At 63.6% G+C, this 16,502-nt stretch carries 17 protein-coding genes and 1 tRNA gene; 12 read left to right on the top strand and 6 right to left on the bottom strand.

Annotated features, from left to right (window positions below):
* The first annotated feature begins 222 nt into the window (after window positions 1-222).
* Window positions 223-1,056, top strand: a complete 834-nt coding sequence (locus tag BRA42_RS10775; protein ID WP_292406825.1) for an RAD55 family ATPase — start codon at window positions 223-225, stop codon at window positions 1,054-1,056.
* The gene (locus BRA42_RS10780; RefSeq protein WP_292406821.1) at window positions 1,056-1,748 is read left to right on the top strand and encodes a KaiC domain-containing protein; all 693 of its coding nucleotides are present in this window, start codon (window positions 1,056-1,058) and stop codon (window positions 1,746-1,748) included. The genes BRA42_RS10775 and BRA42_RS10780 overlap by 1 nt, the downstream gene beginning before the upstream one ends.
* A 444-nt stretch (window positions 1,749-2,192) precedes the next feature.
* Here BRA42_RS10780 and BRA42_RS10785 read toward each other — a convergent pair whose 3' ends face one another.
* From BRA42_RS10785 to lonB, 4 genes are read right to left on the bottom strand one after another with little or no spacing between them, the layout of a single operon-like run.
* Window positions 2,193-2,456: a pro-sigmaK processing inhibitor BofA family protein gene (locus BRA42_RS10785; protein WP_292406817.1), complete on the bottom strand. Its 264-nt coding sequence runs from the start codon at window positions 2,454-2,456 to the stop codon at window positions 2,193-2,195.
* Window positions 2,457-3,749 (bottom strand): TldD/PmbA family protein, encoded by a 1,293-nt coding sequence (locus BRA42_RS10790; RefSeq protein WP_342770859.1) that lies wholly within the window; start codon window positions 3,747-3,749, stop codon window positions 2,457-2,459.
* Window positions 3,746-5,074 (bottom strand): TldD/PmbA family protein, encoded by a 1,329-nt coding sequence (locus BRA42_RS10795; RefSeq protein WP_292406837.1) that lies wholly within the window; start codon window positions 5,072-5,074, stop codon window positions 3,746-3,748. The genes BRA42_RS10790 and BRA42_RS10795 overlap by 4 nt, the downstream gene beginning before the upstream one ends.
* Before the next feature lie 5 nt (window positions 5,075-5,079).
* Window positions 5,080-7,023 carry an ATP-dependent protease LonB gene (gene lonB, locus BRA42_RS10800; RefSeq protein WP_292406811.1) on the bottom strand — a complete coding sequence of 648 codons (1,944 nt, stop codon included), beginning with the start codon at window positions 7,021-7,023 and terminating at the stop codon, window positions 5,080-5,082.
* An 81-nt stretch (window positions 7,024-7,104) separates the two neighbouring features.
* Here lonB and BRA42_RS10805 point away from each other — a divergent pair, with 81 nt between their 5' ends.
* From BRA42_RS10805 to BRA42_RS10830, 6 genes are all read left to right on the top strand, one after another.
* A complete protein-coding gene (locus BRA42_RS10805; protein ID WP_292406808.1) occupies window positions 7,105-7,962 on the top strand; it encodes a ribose-phosphate diphosphokinase in 858 nt (285 codons plus the stop codon).
* Entirely contained in the window at window positions 7,949-8,932 is a 984-nt protein-coding gene (rtcA, locus tag BRA42_RS10810) for an RNA 3'-terminal phosphate cyclase (protein WP_342771215.1), read from the top strand. The genes BRA42_RS10805 and rtcA overlap by 14 nt, the downstream gene beginning before the upstream one ends.
* Window positions 8,929-9,384 (top strand): NOB1 family endonuclease, encoded by a 456-nt coding sequence (locus tag BRA42_RS10815; protein WP_292406802.1) that lies wholly within the window; start codon window positions 8,929-8,931, stop codon window positions 9,382-9,384. Before rtcA ends, BRA42_RS10815 begins: the two co-directional genes overlap by 4 nt.
* 22 nt (window positions 9,385-9,406) lie before the next feature.
* Window positions 9,407-10,021 carry an orotate phosphoribosyltransferase-like protein gene (locus tag BRA42_RS10820; protein WP_292406799.1) on the top strand — a complete coding sequence of 205 codons (615 nt, stop codon included), beginning with the start codon at window positions 9,407-9,409 and terminating at the stop codon, window positions 10,019-10,021.
* A gap of 150 nt (window positions 10,022-10,171) precedes the next feature.
* Window positions 10,172-11,773 (top strand): thermosome subunit alpha, encoded by a 1,602-nt coding sequence (gene thsA / locus BRA42_RS10825; RefSeq protein WP_342770857.1) that lies wholly within the window; start codon window positions 10,172-10,174, stop codon window positions 11,771-11,773.
* Between the two features lie 153 nt (window positions 11,774-11,926).
* Window positions 11,927-12,011, top strand: a tRNA-Ser gene (locus BRA42_RS10830).
* Window positions 12,012-12,325: 314 nt separating this feature from the next.
* Here BRA42_RS10830 and BRA42_RS10835 read toward each other — a convergent pair.
* Both BRA42_RS10835 and BRA42_RS10840 read right to left on the bottom strand, forming a co-directional pair.
* Window positions 12,326-12,811: an HNH endonuclease gene (locus BRA42_RS10835; protein ID WP_292406793.1), complete on the bottom strand. Its 486-nt coding sequence runs from the start codon at window positions 12,809-12,811 to the stop codon at window positions 12,326-12,328.
* 243 nt (window positions 12,812-13,054) lie between these two features.
* Window positions 13,055-13,495 (bottom strand): ribonuclease HI, encoded by a 441-nt coding sequence (locus BRA42_RS10840; RefSeq protein WP_292406790.1) that lies wholly within the window; start codon window positions 13,493-13,495, stop codon window positions 13,055-13,057.
* Window positions 13,496-13,845: 350 nt separating this feature from the next.
* Between BRA42_RS10840 and thiM the strand changes: the two genes are divergently transcribed.
* The 4 genes from thiM to BRA42_RS10860 form a co-directional block, all read left to right on the top strand.
* On the top strand, window positions 13,846-14,649 hold the full coding sequence (gene thiM / locus BRA42_RS10845; RefSeq protein WP_342686167.1) for a hydroxyethylthiazole kinase: 804 nt from the start codon (window positions 13,846-13,848) through the stop codon (window positions 14,647-14,649).
* On the top strand, window positions 14,649-15,284 hold the full coding sequence (gene thiE / locus BRA42_RS10850) for a thiamine phosphate synthase (RefSeq protein ID WP_292406788.1): 636 nt from the start codon (window positions 14,649-14,651) through the stop codon (window positions 15,282-15,284). Before thiM ends, thiE begins: the two co-directional genes overlap by 1 nt.
* 223 nt (window positions 15,285-15,507) lie before the next feature.
* Entirely contained in the window at window positions 15,508-15,990 is a 483-nt protein-coding gene (gene tsaA, locus BRA42_RS10855) for a tRNA (N6-threonylcarbamoyladenosine(37)-N6)-methyltransferase TrmO (protein WP_292406784.1), read from the top strand.
* A gap of 95 nt (window positions 15,991-16,085) precedes the next feature.
* The coding region (locus BRA42_RS10860) for a substrate-binding domain-containing protein (protein WP_342770856.1) at window positions 16,086-16,502 on the top strand (417 nt) is incomplete at its 3' end.

Raw genomic sequence — 16,502 nt, forward strand, 5'->3', positions numbered from 1 at the left:
GAGCCCTCCGTGAAGACCTGTTCGGTCTGCGGCTACCGGGCTATCAATGCCGCAATTATCAAATAATTCGCATTTCCAGGCGACGGATCAGCGCCGTCGAGCCGATGGACACGCTCCCGCCGGGATGGCCTCCTCTTAAGGGGCGGGGCGGTTCACGGACGCAACTTTCTCCCGTACCACGAAGCGGAACGTTTTAACGGCGATCAACGTATACTGGTTACCATGTACGACCGCCTCCAACTACGGATGCCGACGGGAATCGCTTCGCTCGACCCCGTGCTGGACGGGGGGGTCCCGCCGGGATCGGTGGTGCTGCTCCTCGGGGAGGACGGTGCCGGCAGCGTTGAGTTTGTACAGACCTCGCTCATGAGCTTCGCTATCGGGAAGCAGGGTGCGGCCGGGGAGCACCTCATGCTCCCGGAGAGCGTCTCGTACGTGACGCTCACCCGGATGAAGGAGGATATCCTGGAGGAGATAGCCCTCTCGTTCAACCCGGACCTCTACGAACAACTGGAGAAGGAGATCGTCTTCCACGACCTCTCGAACCTCTACTTCGATGCCAGCACCGTCCCCCCGGGCTGGTACGGGGAGGGGAACGTCATCGAACGCATGCAGAAGAAGCAGCGCAGGGAGGAAGACAGCATCCTCGCGGAGATTGTCCGGCTGTTCGACGAGTGCCCGAAGAACAGCCAGATCATCCTGGACTCGCTGACCGATATCGCCCCGCCGCTGATGGAGGGGACACGGCGGCATGCGTTCGTCGCCTTCCTGCGCGGACTGCAGCGAGCGACGAAACGCTGGGGTACTACCGTCTATCTCCTGCTCACCTCCGGCATCCTGGACCGGTCGCAGGAACTTGAGATCGCCGACTGCGTCGACGCAACGATCTTCTTTCACTGGGAGGAGGCCGGTGCGCAACGCCGGCAGCGGGTCATGTACTTCGGAAAATTCCGGGGCGTGATGCCCCACCTTGAGAGCAAGGATCTGGTGAAGTTCGCGGTCTCGGTCTCGGCAACGGGGGGGTTCGAGGTGCGTAACATCAGGGTGGTGGTGTAATGGCGGACCGGGTGAAGTTCGGGGTCGAAGGACTGGACGAGATGCTCCTCGGGGGGCTTCTTGAGGGGAGTATCTGTGCGGTCGTCGGGACCTACGGCACCGGCAAGACGATGTTTGCCCTCCAGTTTGCGTACGAGGGGCTCCGCCGGGGCGAAAAAGTCATTTACATCAGCCTCGAAGAACGCGAAGAACATCTCCGCACCACCATCGCGCAGAAAGGGTGGGATACCGGGGTTTTCGACGACCGGCTGTACCTCGTGAGGCTGGACCCAACCGACTTCAACCTCGCTATCAACAGCATCAAGAGCGAACTCTCTTCACTCATCAAGAGTTTCGGGGCCGCACGGGTGATTATCGACCCGATATCGCTCTTCGAGGGGCTCTTTGAGGACGCATCCGTCCGGCGGCGGGAGATGTTCGGGTTCATCGAGATAATGCGGGACGAGGCCTGCACCCTGATGCTAACGAGCGAGGCCAACACGGCAAACCCGGAAGAGAGCAAGTATGGACTTGCCGAGTACCTGGCGGATGCGGTGATCCTCCTTCACCGTATCCGGTCTCCGGGGCTCACCGAGGTGCACCTGGCCCTTGAGGTCGCGAAGATGCGCCGGTCGGCCCATTCGCGCGAGATCAAGCCGTTTGAGATCCTCCAGGACAAGATCATGGTCTACTCGGAAGCGATTCTCTTCTAGTGCTCATGGTCATTTAATACTATGAATTCCATAGCACGACCATCTGTGTGGAACCATACTTCGTCCCGGGTTGCCTGACGCGAAGATGCCAAAGTTCGTTCCGCTGAATCGGATATGAATGTGGGCCCGATGAAGGGATGAGGACTCACCCCGGGCATGCCTCCCCTGTTTCACCCACCCCGCCCGCGCTTTCAGCGCTCCTCCCCCGCCATCGGGACGGGGGCAGTGCGGGGCGATAGCCATGGAAAGCCGTGCCAGTGCGATCAATCGAAAGTGACTGATGCGCTCCTGCGCATCAGAATTCCTAAAATTAGGGGGCACGATGCACTAGTCCGCGGGAAGCACTGGAGAAACCCGTATGATCGGGTCTCCGGTAGTGTGCCCCCCTTGAAACGGCGGGGATTAACCCGGCCGCCGAAAAGAAGAAGTGTCCGGGAGGCCCTCTCAGATCGTGATCCCCACGAGATGCAGCAGGACGAGGACCAGGGCGCCGGGGAGCCCGCCGAGGGCGCATATGAGGATCGTCACCAGGTTGATCTGGAGGTCGGGGGCGCCGAACCACGCGAGGATATTGAAGTAATTCAGGAGCCAGAGCGTGACGAGCCCCGCGACGGCGTTGATGAGAAGCGTCAGGGCCTTCTTCATCAGATAGTAGAGCGCGGCGGCTATTGCAACCGCAAGAAGGATGGCAAGGATCTCTTCCATCATCTATTTACCAATGATCTGCTGGTTATTTAATCGTATTGATGGAATCGTCAACCGTCCGACGCGCCTTGCATCTTTTCCAAGCCCCCCGATCTCCCGGAACATCTCAAAGACGTTCCCGGAGAACATCGCCGTCCGGATGGGGCGGGCGAGGTCCCCTCCCTCCATCCAGAAGGGGTTGGAGACCTCCACCGAGAAGTCGCCGGAGAACGGGTTTGCGGTATGGGCGCCCACGACATCGTGGATCCAGACCGCCCGCTCATCGCCGAGATCCTTCATCCGCGGCCCGTCGACGAAGAGGTTATGGAACCCGATGTCGGGGACCCCGCTCCTGGACCGGACGGCGCTTCCCGTGCTCTCTTCGCCGTAGCGGTATCCGGTCTTGAGGTCGTAGGCGAACAGTCTGAGCACACCCCGCTCCATGAAATCCAGGCGGTGGGTGAGGACGCCCTCCGCATCCCAGGCGGTGCTTCCGAGGCCGGGGGCCAACGGGTCGTCGTAGATGGAGAGATTCTCATCAAAGACCGTTTCGCCGAGTTTATCCGCAAGAGGCGACCGGCCGGCCTTCACGTTCCGCCCGGAGAGGGCCGGGAGGAGGATCTGCCCGAGGAGACTTCCCGCCGCGATCGGGGAGAGGACGACGTCGTAGCGGCCCGTCTCGATATCGCGGCCGGAAAGAGAGCGTGCGGCAAGGTCCGCAGACCGCTCCCCGACCGACCGGGCGTCGATATCGGCACGGAACGGGGAGACATCAAACTCGTAGCCCGTGGACTGCTCCCGGATCGTCTCAAGGGAGACCGACGCCGCCGTCCGGTCCATGCCGTAGAAGACGCCGCTTGTGTTTGCAACCGCCAGATACGCCCGGGCGAGATCCGCCGACCCGCCGACGACATCCACCGGGTGCTCCGCGGCACCGGACAGGAGGTCGTCGACCATCCTCGCCGCGTCCTCCACCGCAACGACGAGATCCGGGTCCGATGAAGGTGCCGCGCCCGGGATCTCGGCCGGCTTCGGGAGACCGCCCCACTGCTGGGGGGTGGCCATCCGCCCGCTTGTAAGCGCCGCGTCCAGGCATTCCTTCCACCGGTCGGGGTCGCCGGTGCTTGAAAACCCGATCCGGCCGTCCTTGATCGTCCGGACGGCCATGCTCCAGGCCTCCGACTCCTCGGCGGCGCCGAGGATCCCTTTCTTGATATCGGTGCCGACGCTCTCTTCCCGGACGTAGAAGACCTCGACCTCGTCGGCCGCGCGTCCACCCGCCCGAAGAACTTTCTCGATAAGGTCTTCGCCGTTCATTCTCCGCGCCCCCCGATGATTGCGCCTTCAAGCAGGAGATGGGGCGCTCCGTCGCTTACCGGGACGTTCTGCCCGCCCTTGCCGCAGTATCCCGGGCTCATCTTCCGGTCGTTCCCGATGAGGACGATGTTATGGAGGGTCGAGAGGATCTCGCCCGAAAGCGAGACGTCACGGACCATATCGGTCGTCTCGCCGCCCTCGACCAGGTAACCGTACTCCGCATTGAACTGGAAGACGCCCCGGCCGGGGTCGACCTGGCCGCCCCTTGACCCGATCAGCAGAATGCCGTCTTTGCACTCGGCAAGGATCTCGTCGTAGGCCGCATCGCCGTTCTCGATGAAGGTGTTGCTCATCCGGACGATGGGCGGCGCCCCGTGTTCGGCCCGGGCGTGCCCGGCGACGCCGTTCCCGACCGCCGCGAGGGTTTCCCGGTTGTGGAGGTAGGAAGAGAGGACGCCGTCGCGGATGATCTCGGTCCGCCGCACCGCCACGCCTTCGGCGTCCACCGGCATGAACCCGAACTCGTGGAGGGAGGGATCGTCGACGATGACGAGCCCCTCGCGCCCGATCCGCTCCCCGATCCTCCCGCTAAGGACCGATGCGCCTTCGCGGACAAGGTCCCCCTCGCTCGCATGGCCGACCGCCTCGTGAGTAAAGACGCCGGCGAGTTCCGGGTCGAGCACCGCCCGTCGGGTCCCGCCCTTTGCGAGTCTGGCGTCGAGCAGCGAGACCGCGATCTCGCCCGCCTTCCGCCCGAGGTCCTGCCTGTTCCGGAGGTTGAACCCGGTGATGACGTGGTCGCGTTCGCTCCCCATCTGCATCACTCCGTTTCGGGACGCAATCGCGAGGACCGAGAACCCGGACCGGGTCGCCTCGTAGGATGCCTCATTCCCGCTTGAATCCAGGAACCGGACCGAGTCGATCCCCTCGGTGTAGCGGGCCCGGGTGTTGGCGACCTCCGGGACCCGTGCCGACGCCTCGATCCCGGCGAGCAGCCGGGTCTTCTCCTCGAGGTCGACGTCCCGGGGGTCTTCCCCGAGAGGGGGGACGGGGAGGATGCCGCGCGGCGCATCCGCAAGGTCGAGGCGGTCCTCTGTGACCGCCGCAAGGCGGGCCGCCGCCTCGACGAGGGCATCGATCTCACGCTTCGAATCGATATCGACGTGATCGCGGGTGAGGACGCCCCAGCCTTTTTGCCCCAGCACCCGGACCACGGTTCTGTCAAAGAATGAGGTGCCTGCGGACTCGACCACCCCGTTGTCGATATCGATCAGGGTGTTCTCGCCCCGCACGCACCGAAGGTCGTAGTAGCGCACATCAACCATAGGCATCAGATCAGGGAACGCCCGACGTTCGAATCGAAGATGCCGCCGGTCGTCGGGTTGACCGTCAACTTTCGGAGTTTCGAGAGGAACCCTTCGCGGTTCTCGGGCACGAGCGCGTTCCGGAGGACTTCGTCGATGTGTTCGACCGGCACCACCTCGACCATGTCGCGGTAGCGGTCCTCGATGAGGACGTCTTCCAGGTTCGACCGCGGGATGATCACCCTCTTGATCCCCGCCTTTGCAGCCGCCTCGATCTTGTAGGTGACGCCGCCGATGGGGAGGACGTCGCCCCGGACAGAGAGCGACCCCGTCATCGCAACGTCCTGGCGCACCGGGATGTTCTCGATGGCGCTGATCACCGCCGTCGCGACCGTCACGGAAGCCGAGTCGCCCTCCACACCGCCATAGGTGCCGATGAACTGGATATGGATATCCATGTTCCGGATATCCCTGCCGGTGAACTTCTTGATGAGCGCGCTGACGTTCGTGATCGACTCTTTCGCGATATCTTTGAGCATCCCGGTCGCGATGACCGTGCCGGCCGCTCCCTGGCTCGGGGTCACTTCGGCCATCACCGGAAGGACCGAACCGGAGTCGTTTCCCATCACCGCAAGCCCGTTCACCCGTCCTATTCGGGTGCCCTCCACGACGGCGAGGTCGTAGTCGCGGCTCTGCCGGATGTACTCGTCGGAGATCTGGTCCTCTATCGAGCGAGAAGCCGATTTCGCGGCGATGACGTGCCGTGCCGAAGTGACCTCGGCCCCTTCCTGCCGGGCGAGGTCCCCCGCCACCCGGATGAGTCCGCCCATGTCGCGGAGCTTTAAGGTCAGGTGACCCTTCCGGTTCGAGCGGCGCCGGGCTTCCCGGAGCACCTCGAGCATGGCGCTGCGGTCGAAATGCGGGATCTTCCCGTCGTTTTTGACTTCCTGGGCGATGAACCGGAGGAACTTCTTCCGGTTCTCCGGGGTGTCCTCCATCGTCTCGCGCATGTATACCTCGTAGCCGTAGCCGCGAATACGCGACCGGAGCGCCGGGTGCATCCCCTGGATGGCATCGAGGTTGCCGGCGGCGATCATCACGAACCGGCAGGGGACCGGTTCGGTCCGGACCATCGCGCCGCTTGAGCGCTCGCTCTGGCCGGTGATTGGAAACGAGCCCTCCTGAAGCGCGGTCAGCAGGTTCTGCTGGGAGTGCGGAGTGAGGGTGTTGATCTCGTCGATGAAGAGAACTCCACCGTGTGCCCGGTGGATGGCTCCACCCTCGACACGGTCGTGAGACGGCGTCTCAAGACCGCCGCTCTGGAAGGGGTCGTGCCGGACATCACCGAGCAGGGCGCCTGCGTGCGAGCCGGTGGCGTCGACAAAAGGCGCGGAGGTGTTGGGGTCATGGGAGATCAGGAGCTTCGGGACCATTGCCTCCTCGCGGGGCATCGAGTACCGGAGCGCTATGAAGACGAAGGCGGCGGCGATGATGCCCATGAGCCACTGGTAGGTGATGATCGCGTAGCCGATGATACCGACGACCAGAAGCATGACGAGAGTGCTCCGCATCTGGATCTTCTTTTTCGCCTCTGCCCTGTGCGCATTGACGATCTGCTTGCCGCGGCCGGCAGGCACGGTCCTGATGATGGGGTTATTGTTATCCTCGGGGTTTGGGTAGACCAGAATATCCTGGAGTTCCTCTTTCGGGAGGAGTTCGGCCATGGCCTTCGCCAGCATCGATTTGCCGGTTCCGGGAGTGCCGATCATCATCACGTGCCGCCGCTGGACCGCAGCTTTCCGGATCACCTCGACAGCGTGTTCCTGGCCGATAACCTGATCGATGAGATGCGGAGGTACTTCAATATCCGACGATGTACTCAGTTCAAGACCTGAAAAGACGTCTGTATCCGTCAATTCGTCGTTCGTGAGCTCGATATTGGGTATTTCGTTTGAAACTGTTGAATCCATCGTTGAGTTTACCTCTTTGCTGCACTGATACTTATATAATTTATTCATGCTCGTTCAAATACTTTCTAGCAAAGGTGACCTATGAGAATAATCAGTACAGAACGGTCCCAGGTCCTGGCAGCTCGTATTGCCGAAAAGTTGGGAGTTCCTCTGGTTGAAACAAAATTCACCCGGTTTCCCGACGGCGAGATGTATCTTCGGTGCGGAGAACTGGACGGTGAGACCCTGATCGTCAGCAGCATCGTGGATAACGATATGCTCGTGCAGACCCTTCTTGCGATCGATGCCGCTGATCAATCGCGGACCACGCTGATAGTCCCGTACCTCGGCTACTCCCGGCAGGACAGGCGCTTCTTTCCGGGCGAGCCGATCAGCGCCCGGGCAGTCGCACGAGCCCTCTCGGCCGGCATCGAGCGGGCCTTTGTGGTCAATATTCACGACCCTGGCGTACTGGACTTCTTCAGCGTTCCGGCGGAGAACGTCACTATCGCGTCGGCCGTCGGCGGATACATTGGCGACCTGAACCTGAATGATCCCCTGATCCTCGCTCCGGACGAAGGGGCGACCGCGTTTGCGGCCAATGTTGCGGCGGTCGGCGAGTGGGACTGCGACCACCTCGAAAAGACCCGGCTCTCGGGTGAAGAGGTCAGGATTGCCCCGAAATCCATCGACGTCGACGGGCGGGAGGCCGTCATCGTGGACGACATCATATCCACCGGCGGGACCCTCGCGACCGCCGCCTGCATGCTCCGGGAGCAGGGAGCGGTGTCCATCCACGCGGCCTGCGTTCACGGGGTGTTCACGAGCGGGGCCTACACCCGCCTGCGGGCGGCAGGAATCTCTTCGGTCGTCTCCAGCGACACCTACGAGAACGCCTCAAGTTTCATATCGGCCGCGAACGCCATCGCCACCGCGATCAGAGAAGATGCTCACCATTGACGGGTCTTACCTCGAAGGGGGCGGCCAGGTCCTCCGCCTTGCAGTAGCCGTGTCGGCGATCTCCGCCACCCCGGTCACCGTCACCCGGGTCCGGCAGAACCGGCAGAATCCCGGGCTCGCCCCCCAGCACGTTGCCGCGGTCCGGGCGGTCGCCGGAGCCTGCGGCGCCGAATGCACGGGGCTCGTCGTCCGGAGCAGCGAAATCACCTTTATCCCGGGCCGGCTCCGGCGCGCCGATCTCGCGATCGACCCCGGGACCGCCGGGAGCATCCCCCTCATCCTCCAGGCGTGGCTCCCGGTCGCCCTCCACGCCGGCGGGAGCATCACGGTCACGGGCGGGACCGAGGTGACGTGGAGCCCGACCATCGACTACCTGGAGTACGTCCTCGCGCCGGTGCTCCGGCGCGCCGGGGCCACGGTCGAGACCGAAGTGCTCGAACGCGGCTACTACCCGGAGGGCGGTGGGCGGGTGCACGTCCGGGTGGAGCCGGGCCGCCCCGGCCCGATCGTGATCGGGGCGAAAGAGCGGGAGTGCGGGATCGTCTCCTGCTCGGCGGGCCTCCCAGTGCATGTCGCGGAGCGCCAGGCTGCCGCTGCCCGGGCTCTCATCGAGAGCGAACTCAACCTCTCCTGCGCTGCAACCCTCGACCCCCGGGAAGGCGGGGCAAGCACCGGGAGTTCCGTCACCGTATGGAGCGGGGCGAAGGGTGCCGTCGCTCTCGGAAAGAGAGGGCTTCCCGCCGAGAAGGTGGGCCGGGCGGCCGCCCGGGCCCTTGTTCGCGAGGTCCGCAGCCCCGGCACGGTCGACGTCCACCTCGCCGACCAGCTCCTCGTCTACCTTGCGTGCTACGGCGGGGAGTACAGCACCCACACCCTCTCGATGCACGCAAAGACCGCCTGCTGGCTGCTGTCGGCGTTCGGCTACGAGGTCCGGTGCCGGGAGAACGGGACCGTGGAGTTCTCAGCATGACGCTGGTCCTCGACGCCTCCGTCTTCTTCTCGGAAGTGCCGGTCGTCGGCCGGGCCTGGACTACCCCGTCGGTTGTCGAAGAACTCGGGGACCTCCACGCGAAGTGCCGGTTCGAGGCGCTCTCCGCTACGGGGCTCCTCGTCCGGGAGCCCCGCAAAGAGGACCTTTCACGGGTGGAAGAGGCTGCGGCCCGGACCGGGGATGCCGGGGTGCTCTCCGCAACCGACCGGGAGATCCTCGCACTGGCACTGGAACTCTCGGCCGTCCTCGTCACCGACGACTTCGCGGTCCAGAACGTCGCCCACCGCCTCGGGATCGAGACCCGGAGCATCCGGCAGCGGCCGGCCCGGGCGATCCGGTGGCGCTACCGGTGCAGCGGGTGCGGCCGGTACTGGCGCGAGCCCGGCGACTGCCCGGTCTGCGGCGCACCGATCAAAAGAAAACTTAAATAGATTACTTGGAGATCTCTTCTCCATGTCCTCCCTTGAAGAGTTGATCACGAAGGCAAAGGCGCTCCAGGCAGACGGGCACACCCCCGGCCAGATCTCCGATGAACTGGGCGTCTCAATGGAGACAGTCACCTGGCTGCTCACCCAGCAAAAAGGCATGGAGGCCCCAAAAGACGTCCATATCGACTGGACGGCAGTCGGGAGCCACGGGATGCTCCTCTCCGATATGGCAATGATGATGCTCAGGCGCTTCTTCTACTTCGGAGAGGGGGAAGCCGTCCGTCCTCCGGGAGAACTCCCGGAGACGATCGTCGGTGTCGCGCTCTCGGGCGTCCCGCTCGCGACCCTCATCGCCGCAGAGGAGGGGCTGCGACTCGCGGTCTACCTCCCGGCAAAGCACAGCCGGAGCGAGACGCCCACCGGGTCCCTCTCGGGCACCTTCTCCACGATCACCGGGCAGCGTTGCATCATCGTCGACGATGTCGTCACGACCGGGGCGACGCTTGCGGAAGCGATAGGGTTCCTCCGGCAGCACGGGGCCATGCCGGTGGCGGTCTGGTCACTCTTCGACAAGCGGGGCGTCCGGGAGATCGACGGCGTCCCGGTCCAGTCACTCTTTACGATATCGCGGCTCGGGTGACCGCACCATCACGGCCGACGGGCGCGGAGCGCCAGCCGATGGGCGATCCACCCATACCGATAGGCCCGGGCACCCGGGGAGGACCGGGGTCTATCGACGAATATATATAGAACCTCTGAACAAACCTAACGAACAAAGGAGGATTATACAATGCTTGCTGGACAGCCCATCGTTATTTTGCGGGACAACGTTGAACGTACGCGCGGATTTGAGGCGCAGCGCTCGAATATCATGGCCGCAAAGGCAATTGCGGCCGCCGTTCGGACGACGCTCGGTCCCCGGGGAATGGACAAGATGCTGGTCAGCTCCAGCGGTGATGTGGTGATCACGAACGACGGGGCAACCATCCTGCACGAGATGTCCGTGCAGCACCCCGGCGGCAAGCTGGTCGTGGAGGTTGCCGAGACCCAGGACGACGAGGTCGGCGACGGCACCACGACCGCGACCGTGCTCGTCGGATCGCTGATGGAGGAGGCGGAAGATCTGCTCGCCCAGGAGGTTCACCCCACAATCATCGCGCAGGGTTACCGGCTCGGCATGGAACAGGCCCTCTCGATCCTCGACGAACTGGCCATCACGGTCGGGTTCGACGACCGCGAGAATCTCCTCAAACTCGCCGACACCGCCATGACCGGCAAGTCCATCGAAGCGGCCAAGGAGAAGATCTCCGGCATCGTGGTGGACGCGGTGCGGCAGGTCGCCGTCAGGAACGACGACGGCACCTACTCCGTGGACGAGGACGACGTCAAGATCAAGAAGCAGGTCGGCGACACGATGCGCGACGCTAAGTTGATCCGGGGCGTCGTCATCGACAAGAAGCGTGTCTTTGAGCAGATGCCTGATGCGGTCACGGACGTTAAAGTGGCCCTGCTCGCCCAGCCGCTCGAGGTCACGAAGACTCAGGTGAAGTCGAAGATCAAGATCACTACTTCCGACCAGATGAAGGCGTTTACCGAGCAGGAACGCGAGTCACTCCGGAAACTCGCCGAGCAGGTCGTTGCCTCCGGCGCAAACGTCGTTCTCTGCCAGAAAGGGATCGCCGACGCGGTGCAGTATTACCTCGCGAAGCACGGCGTCTACGCCATCGAAGACGTGAAGGAAGAGGATATGAAGTTTGCCGCGAAAGCGCTCTGCGGCACTATCGTGAACAAGCCCGACGAACTCACCGCGGCGACGCTCGGCCACGCGGAAGCAGCCGAGGAAGTCCCCGACGCCGATCTCACCGTCATCTCCGGCTGCGAGAACCCGAAAGCCGTCACGATCCTTCTGCGGGGCACCTCCCAACTCCTGGTGGACGAACTCGAGCGGGCGGTCTACGATGCAGCCAGGGTCGTTCAGGACGCCATCGAGGACAGCAAATTCCTCGTCGGCGGCGGCTCGGTGGAGACCGAACTCCAGATACGCCTCCGCGACTACGCCGCAACCGTCGGCGGCCGGGTCCAGCTCGCCATCGAGGCGTTTGCAAATTCTTTCGAGGTCATTCCGAGGACGCTTGCGGAGAACTCCGGGTTCGACACGATCGACAAGGTCGTCGCCCTGAGGAAGGCCCACGCCGACGGCGCGAAGCACACCGGGCTCAACGTCTATACCGGCGAGGTTATGGATATGCGGGAGGCCGGCGTCATCGAGCCCCTGCGGGTGAAGACCCAGGCGATCAAGAGCGCGACCGAGACGGCCATGCTCCTCGTCCGCGTCGACGATATGATGGTTACCCAGTCCGGAAAAAAGGCGGGCGCAGCGGGCGCACAGTAAGTTGACCGCATGAGGAGGCCGGCACTTTCCGGCCCTTCTTCTTCGATCCTTTTTATTCTGCGGCAGGCTTCCTTCCGTGATAGAGGTGAGCCCCGCGAGGCTATCGCGATACCATTATAGCCGAAGAGCCCAAATACTGTAGGCTGATTCTGTGCCGAGGTAGTCTAGTCCGGGAAGGCGGTGGCCTCGAAAGCCACTGGTGTTCGGCACCTCGGGAGTTCAAATCTCCCCCTCGGCGTCCATTTTTGATGGTTTGACCTGGAAATTTCACCGCTATCCGATCCTTGCTCTATGTCCGGCCAATCTGGAGCCGGTTACTGCCGTCCCGGGTTAGCCACGTCGCTTGCCGTTGCTTGCGTCCGCAGTAAAAGGAAGGAGGGGAGCCTTTCACAGACAGGCCACCGGGTGAACCGTGCCGGCGCTCGCGCGATCTCCCACACACCGGCCCCCGCAGGTGACCCCGGGAAAGGGGAACTGTCGGACCATGGCCCGGGGCGAAGTCGCGGAAGGTCCGGGGTTTCCTCCGACGGTGAGTGGACACCCGTCAACTGCTCACGGAGCGGTTCCCGCGGACCACGTCATCCGGATGGGTTCCATGGAGGAGGTATCGAAGAGTGGGACGGCGCTCATCTGCAGTATCGGGGTCTCGATCCCGCAACCCTTCTCACTGTTGCAGTGCTCGCACATCGTCTGGTAATTCTCAAGGGAGGAGGGGCCGCCTTTGCACTTCGGGACGATATGGTCCTTCGTGAACATTACCTCTCTCCCGTTTTTGATCCCGTAAAGGTTCAGGCGATACTCGTCAGCCTCGCAGAACCGCTCCAGAGCGAAGTACCGGGCTTTGAGTCCGCAACAAATACAGACTGTCCCCGAATACAGGAAGCAGCGCATCCGATCGGAAGCCATGTTGACGAGGACGCCCTCGAATCGAACATGGTGCCGGTTCCCGACTCGCTCCGAGAGGTCGGAGACGAAGGGCATGACGGCATCGACCGGATACGTGCCGAGCCGATCCCTTACGCGACACGGTTTTTTCACTCTCCGGGCACGGGCCGTAGTAGCCGGTCTCCCCGAATGCCGTGAACCTCTTCCCGGGGTTGGTCCGGTTCGGCTATGGACATCCCGTGGCGGGAGGCCCGCCTTCGCAAAGCCGGAAGCGACGAAACGCGATGATGAATGCCCGGGTTTCACAACGGTCCATGTACCGTCCCGATTTTCCAACGGTGCATTCATTCCTTTGCATATACCCTTCTTACGCACCGTAGCGCCCCGCCTGCCGTATCATTGCCATGGTGTGCCCGTCAGAACTCTATCAAGGGTCTGGTTGCAGAGTCGGTCGGCAATCTGTACGCCGGGTTCCGTCCGTCGGACGTGGCAGAAACGAACTCTCTCATGCCCTATCTGCTGCACCAGGTCGGCAATGAGCTCACGAAGCCGCAGATGAGTACGGCACGTACACACGCTTTCGCCGGTGATCTGCCGGATAGCCACCTGACTATCGCTGTAAAGGGCAACGTTCTTCCTGGGGTCGTGTTCCGCCAGGGAGCGAAGCGCGTGGATGATGCCCCAGTACTCGGCCTCGTTGTTCGTTGCGACGCCGATGTAGCCGGAATCCTGCATCACCCGTGAGAATGCGTCAAAAGAGTCGAATCTGACATACGCCCACGCGGAGTCGCCCGGGTTGCCTCGGCAAGCCCCGTCGGTGTAGATCCGCGAGTACATACAAAACTATAGTACGGCCTTCAAAACTATATAGTTATCCGCCCCCGGTATGCCGTCCATGGCGGTGCGGTGTGGAGAGGGGTGAACGGGACTACCGCTTCGCTGCAGCGGCAATGAACCGGGAGAGCCCCAGGACTCGACTGATCATCCGTGGCCACTTTGCGAATCTTGGGTCTACCCTGTCGGCGCGCCGTAGCGCGGTGCGGATGCAGAAGACGCTCCGAAAAGCAGGGGCAACGATGACGATGCCGCCCCGGCTCCATAGCGTGGTGCCGGACGACGGGTGTTTTATTGGAGTACGATCCAAACAGATAACGGCAGATATGATGAAGAAATCCCCGGCAACATTCATGGACGGCACGGTCCCCGCCGGTCTCCTCGCCTCCGTGCGGGAGCGGCGGCCGCTGGTGCACCACATCACGAACAGCGTCACGATCAACGACTGTGCGAACATCACGATCTGCACCGGGGCCGCCCCGGTGATGGCCGAAGCCCCCGAGGAGGTCGCCGAGATGGTCGCCGCCGCCGGCGCTCTCGTCCTCAACATCGGGACGCTCTCCGCCGTGCAGGTGGAGGCGATGCTCATCGCCGGCCGCCGGGCGAACGAACTCGGCATCCCGGTCGTCGTCGACCCGGTCGGTGCGGGGGCAACGACGTTCCGGACCGGGACCGTGCAGCGTCTCCTCGAGGCCCTCGACGTCGCCGTCCTGAAGGGGAACGCCGGGGAGATCGGTGTCCTTGCCGGGACCGGCGGGAGCGTCCGGGGGGTCGATTCCGGCGGGGTTGCAGGCGACCCCGTCGAGACGGCGCGGGAGTGCGCCCGGGTCACCGGGACCGTGGTGGCGATGACCGGAGAGGTCGATATCGTCGTCGATGGAAAACGGGCATACCTGGTCAGAAACGGCGACCCGGCGATGGACCGCCTCTCCGGGACGGGGTGCATGGCCGCATCGATGGTCGGGGCGTTCGCCGCGGTCGCCGACGATTACGCGGTCTCGTCGGCGGCGGCGCTTGCAGCCTTCGGCCGGGCCGGGGAGCGGGCCGCTATGGCAGGAGCGCGCGGCCCCTACTCGTTCCGGACGGCGCTCTTCGATGAACTCGCCGGGCTTGAGCCCCGGGACCTCGCGGAGCACGCGCGGATCGAGGAGTTGTGATGGCGTATGACCTCTACGTGATCACCGACGAGGAGATCGGGCGCGGCCTCTCCCACGCGGAGATCGCCCGCCGCGCCGTCGCCGGCGGCGCTGACGTGGTCCAGCTCCGCGAGAAGAGGCTCTCCGGCCGGTCTTTCTTCAATGCGGCGGTCGCCGTCCGCGAGGTAACCCGGGAGGCAGGAGCGCTCTTCATCGTGAACGACCGTCTGGACGTGGCCCTCGCGGCCGGCGCCGACGGGGTCCACCTCGGCGCAACCGACCTCCCCATAGAGCAGGCCCGGCGTCTCGCCCCGCCGGGGTTCATCGTCGGGGCATCGGTCGGGTCCGTCGCCACGGCGGTCCTGGCCGCGGAGGAGGGGGCCGACTACGTGGCGCTCAGCCCGACGTTTTCGACCACGTCGAAGGACGATGCGGGGCCAGGCCACGGGCTCGCCACCCTCTCGGCGGTCCGTTCCGCGGTCTCTCTCCCGCTCGTCGCCATCGGCGGGATCACCGCGGGGAACGTCGCCGACGTCATCGCCGCCGGGGCGGACGGGGTCGCGGTCATCTCAGCGGTCGTCGGGCAGGACGATGTCACCGCCGCCGCACGGGACCTCCGGAGCCGGATCGCCGCCGCAAAGGCGAGAAGCCGCTAACTCTTTCTTTAGGAGTTCCGGAGAGGGGGGACGGCAACGGAGGCTTCCGGTGGAGATCAACGCCCGGACATCGGCCGCCATCCCGGGTCTGCTTCCCATTTCCGATAAAACCGCCCGACAGGTCCTCCGGAGGAGAGGCATGGGTTCATACAGCCGGCGATACCATTCCCCGCGGTCCTGCCCGAACACAAACCCTCTTTGTCCCGCCCGGAGAGTGGTACGCATGACAGAGATCGTATTCAACCCCATCGGCACCGTCCATTCCCCCTTCCAGGACCCGCGCGACATGCCGATCCAGCCCATCGGCGCCCGGGGCGTCCGGGGCAGGATCGAACTCGACCCGGCCTACACCGCCGGATTAAAGGACCTCGAAGGGTTCTCCCGCGTCATCCTCCTCTACCACCTCCACCGCTCGAAGGGGTACGCACTCGAGGTCGTGCCGTTTCTCGATAAAACGCCCCACGGCATATTTGCAACCCGGGCGCCCCGCCGCCCGAACGCTATCGGGCTTTCCGTCCTCAAACTTGTCCGTGTCGACGGCGCAACGCTTACCGTCGAGGATGTGGATATTCTGGACGGCACCCCGGTCATCGACATCAAGCCCTACGTCCCGGCGTTCGACGCCTATCCCGACGAACGTGCCGGGTGGCTTGCCGCGACATGTGAGACCGCACGCACCATGCGGTCGGACGACCGGTTCTGTTAATGGGAAAGAGATCGGGTAAACCAAAAAACATTAACATTAGACTTAGGTAAATTGCAGTACTTTAATACAGCCGAAATGGATATTAAATGCTATCCATGACAGGAAAAGCCGTCACACTGATAGCCATCGTTATCCTCGTCGTCTTTCTCTGTACGGCGGGATGCACCACCCAGCCGTCGGCCACGGTCACCACCGACGACAACACCAACATCACGCTGCTCGTCTACTCCGGCGCAGGCCTCAAGAAGGCGATGACCGAGATCGGAGAGGTGTTCACCGAGAACTACGGTATCGGTGTCGATTACACCTTCGCCGGATCGGGCACGCTCATCACCCAGATGGACCTCTCCCGAAAGGGCGACGTCTTCATTCCGGGCGGGACACCCGATTACCGGATCGCACAGGAGAAAGACCTTGTCGAAGAGCCCGGGTACGTCGCCTACCATGTCCCGGTGATCGCCGTCCAGAAGGGGAACCCCCACAACATCACGTCGGTGAACGACTTTGCCCGG

It is taken from the genome of Methanoculleus sp. UBA374 (genome assembly GCA_002508705.1).
GTDB classification, from domain to species: domain Archaea; phylum Halobacteriota; class Methanomicrobia; order Methanomicrobiales; family Methanoculleaceae; genus Methanoculleus; species Methanoculleus palmolei.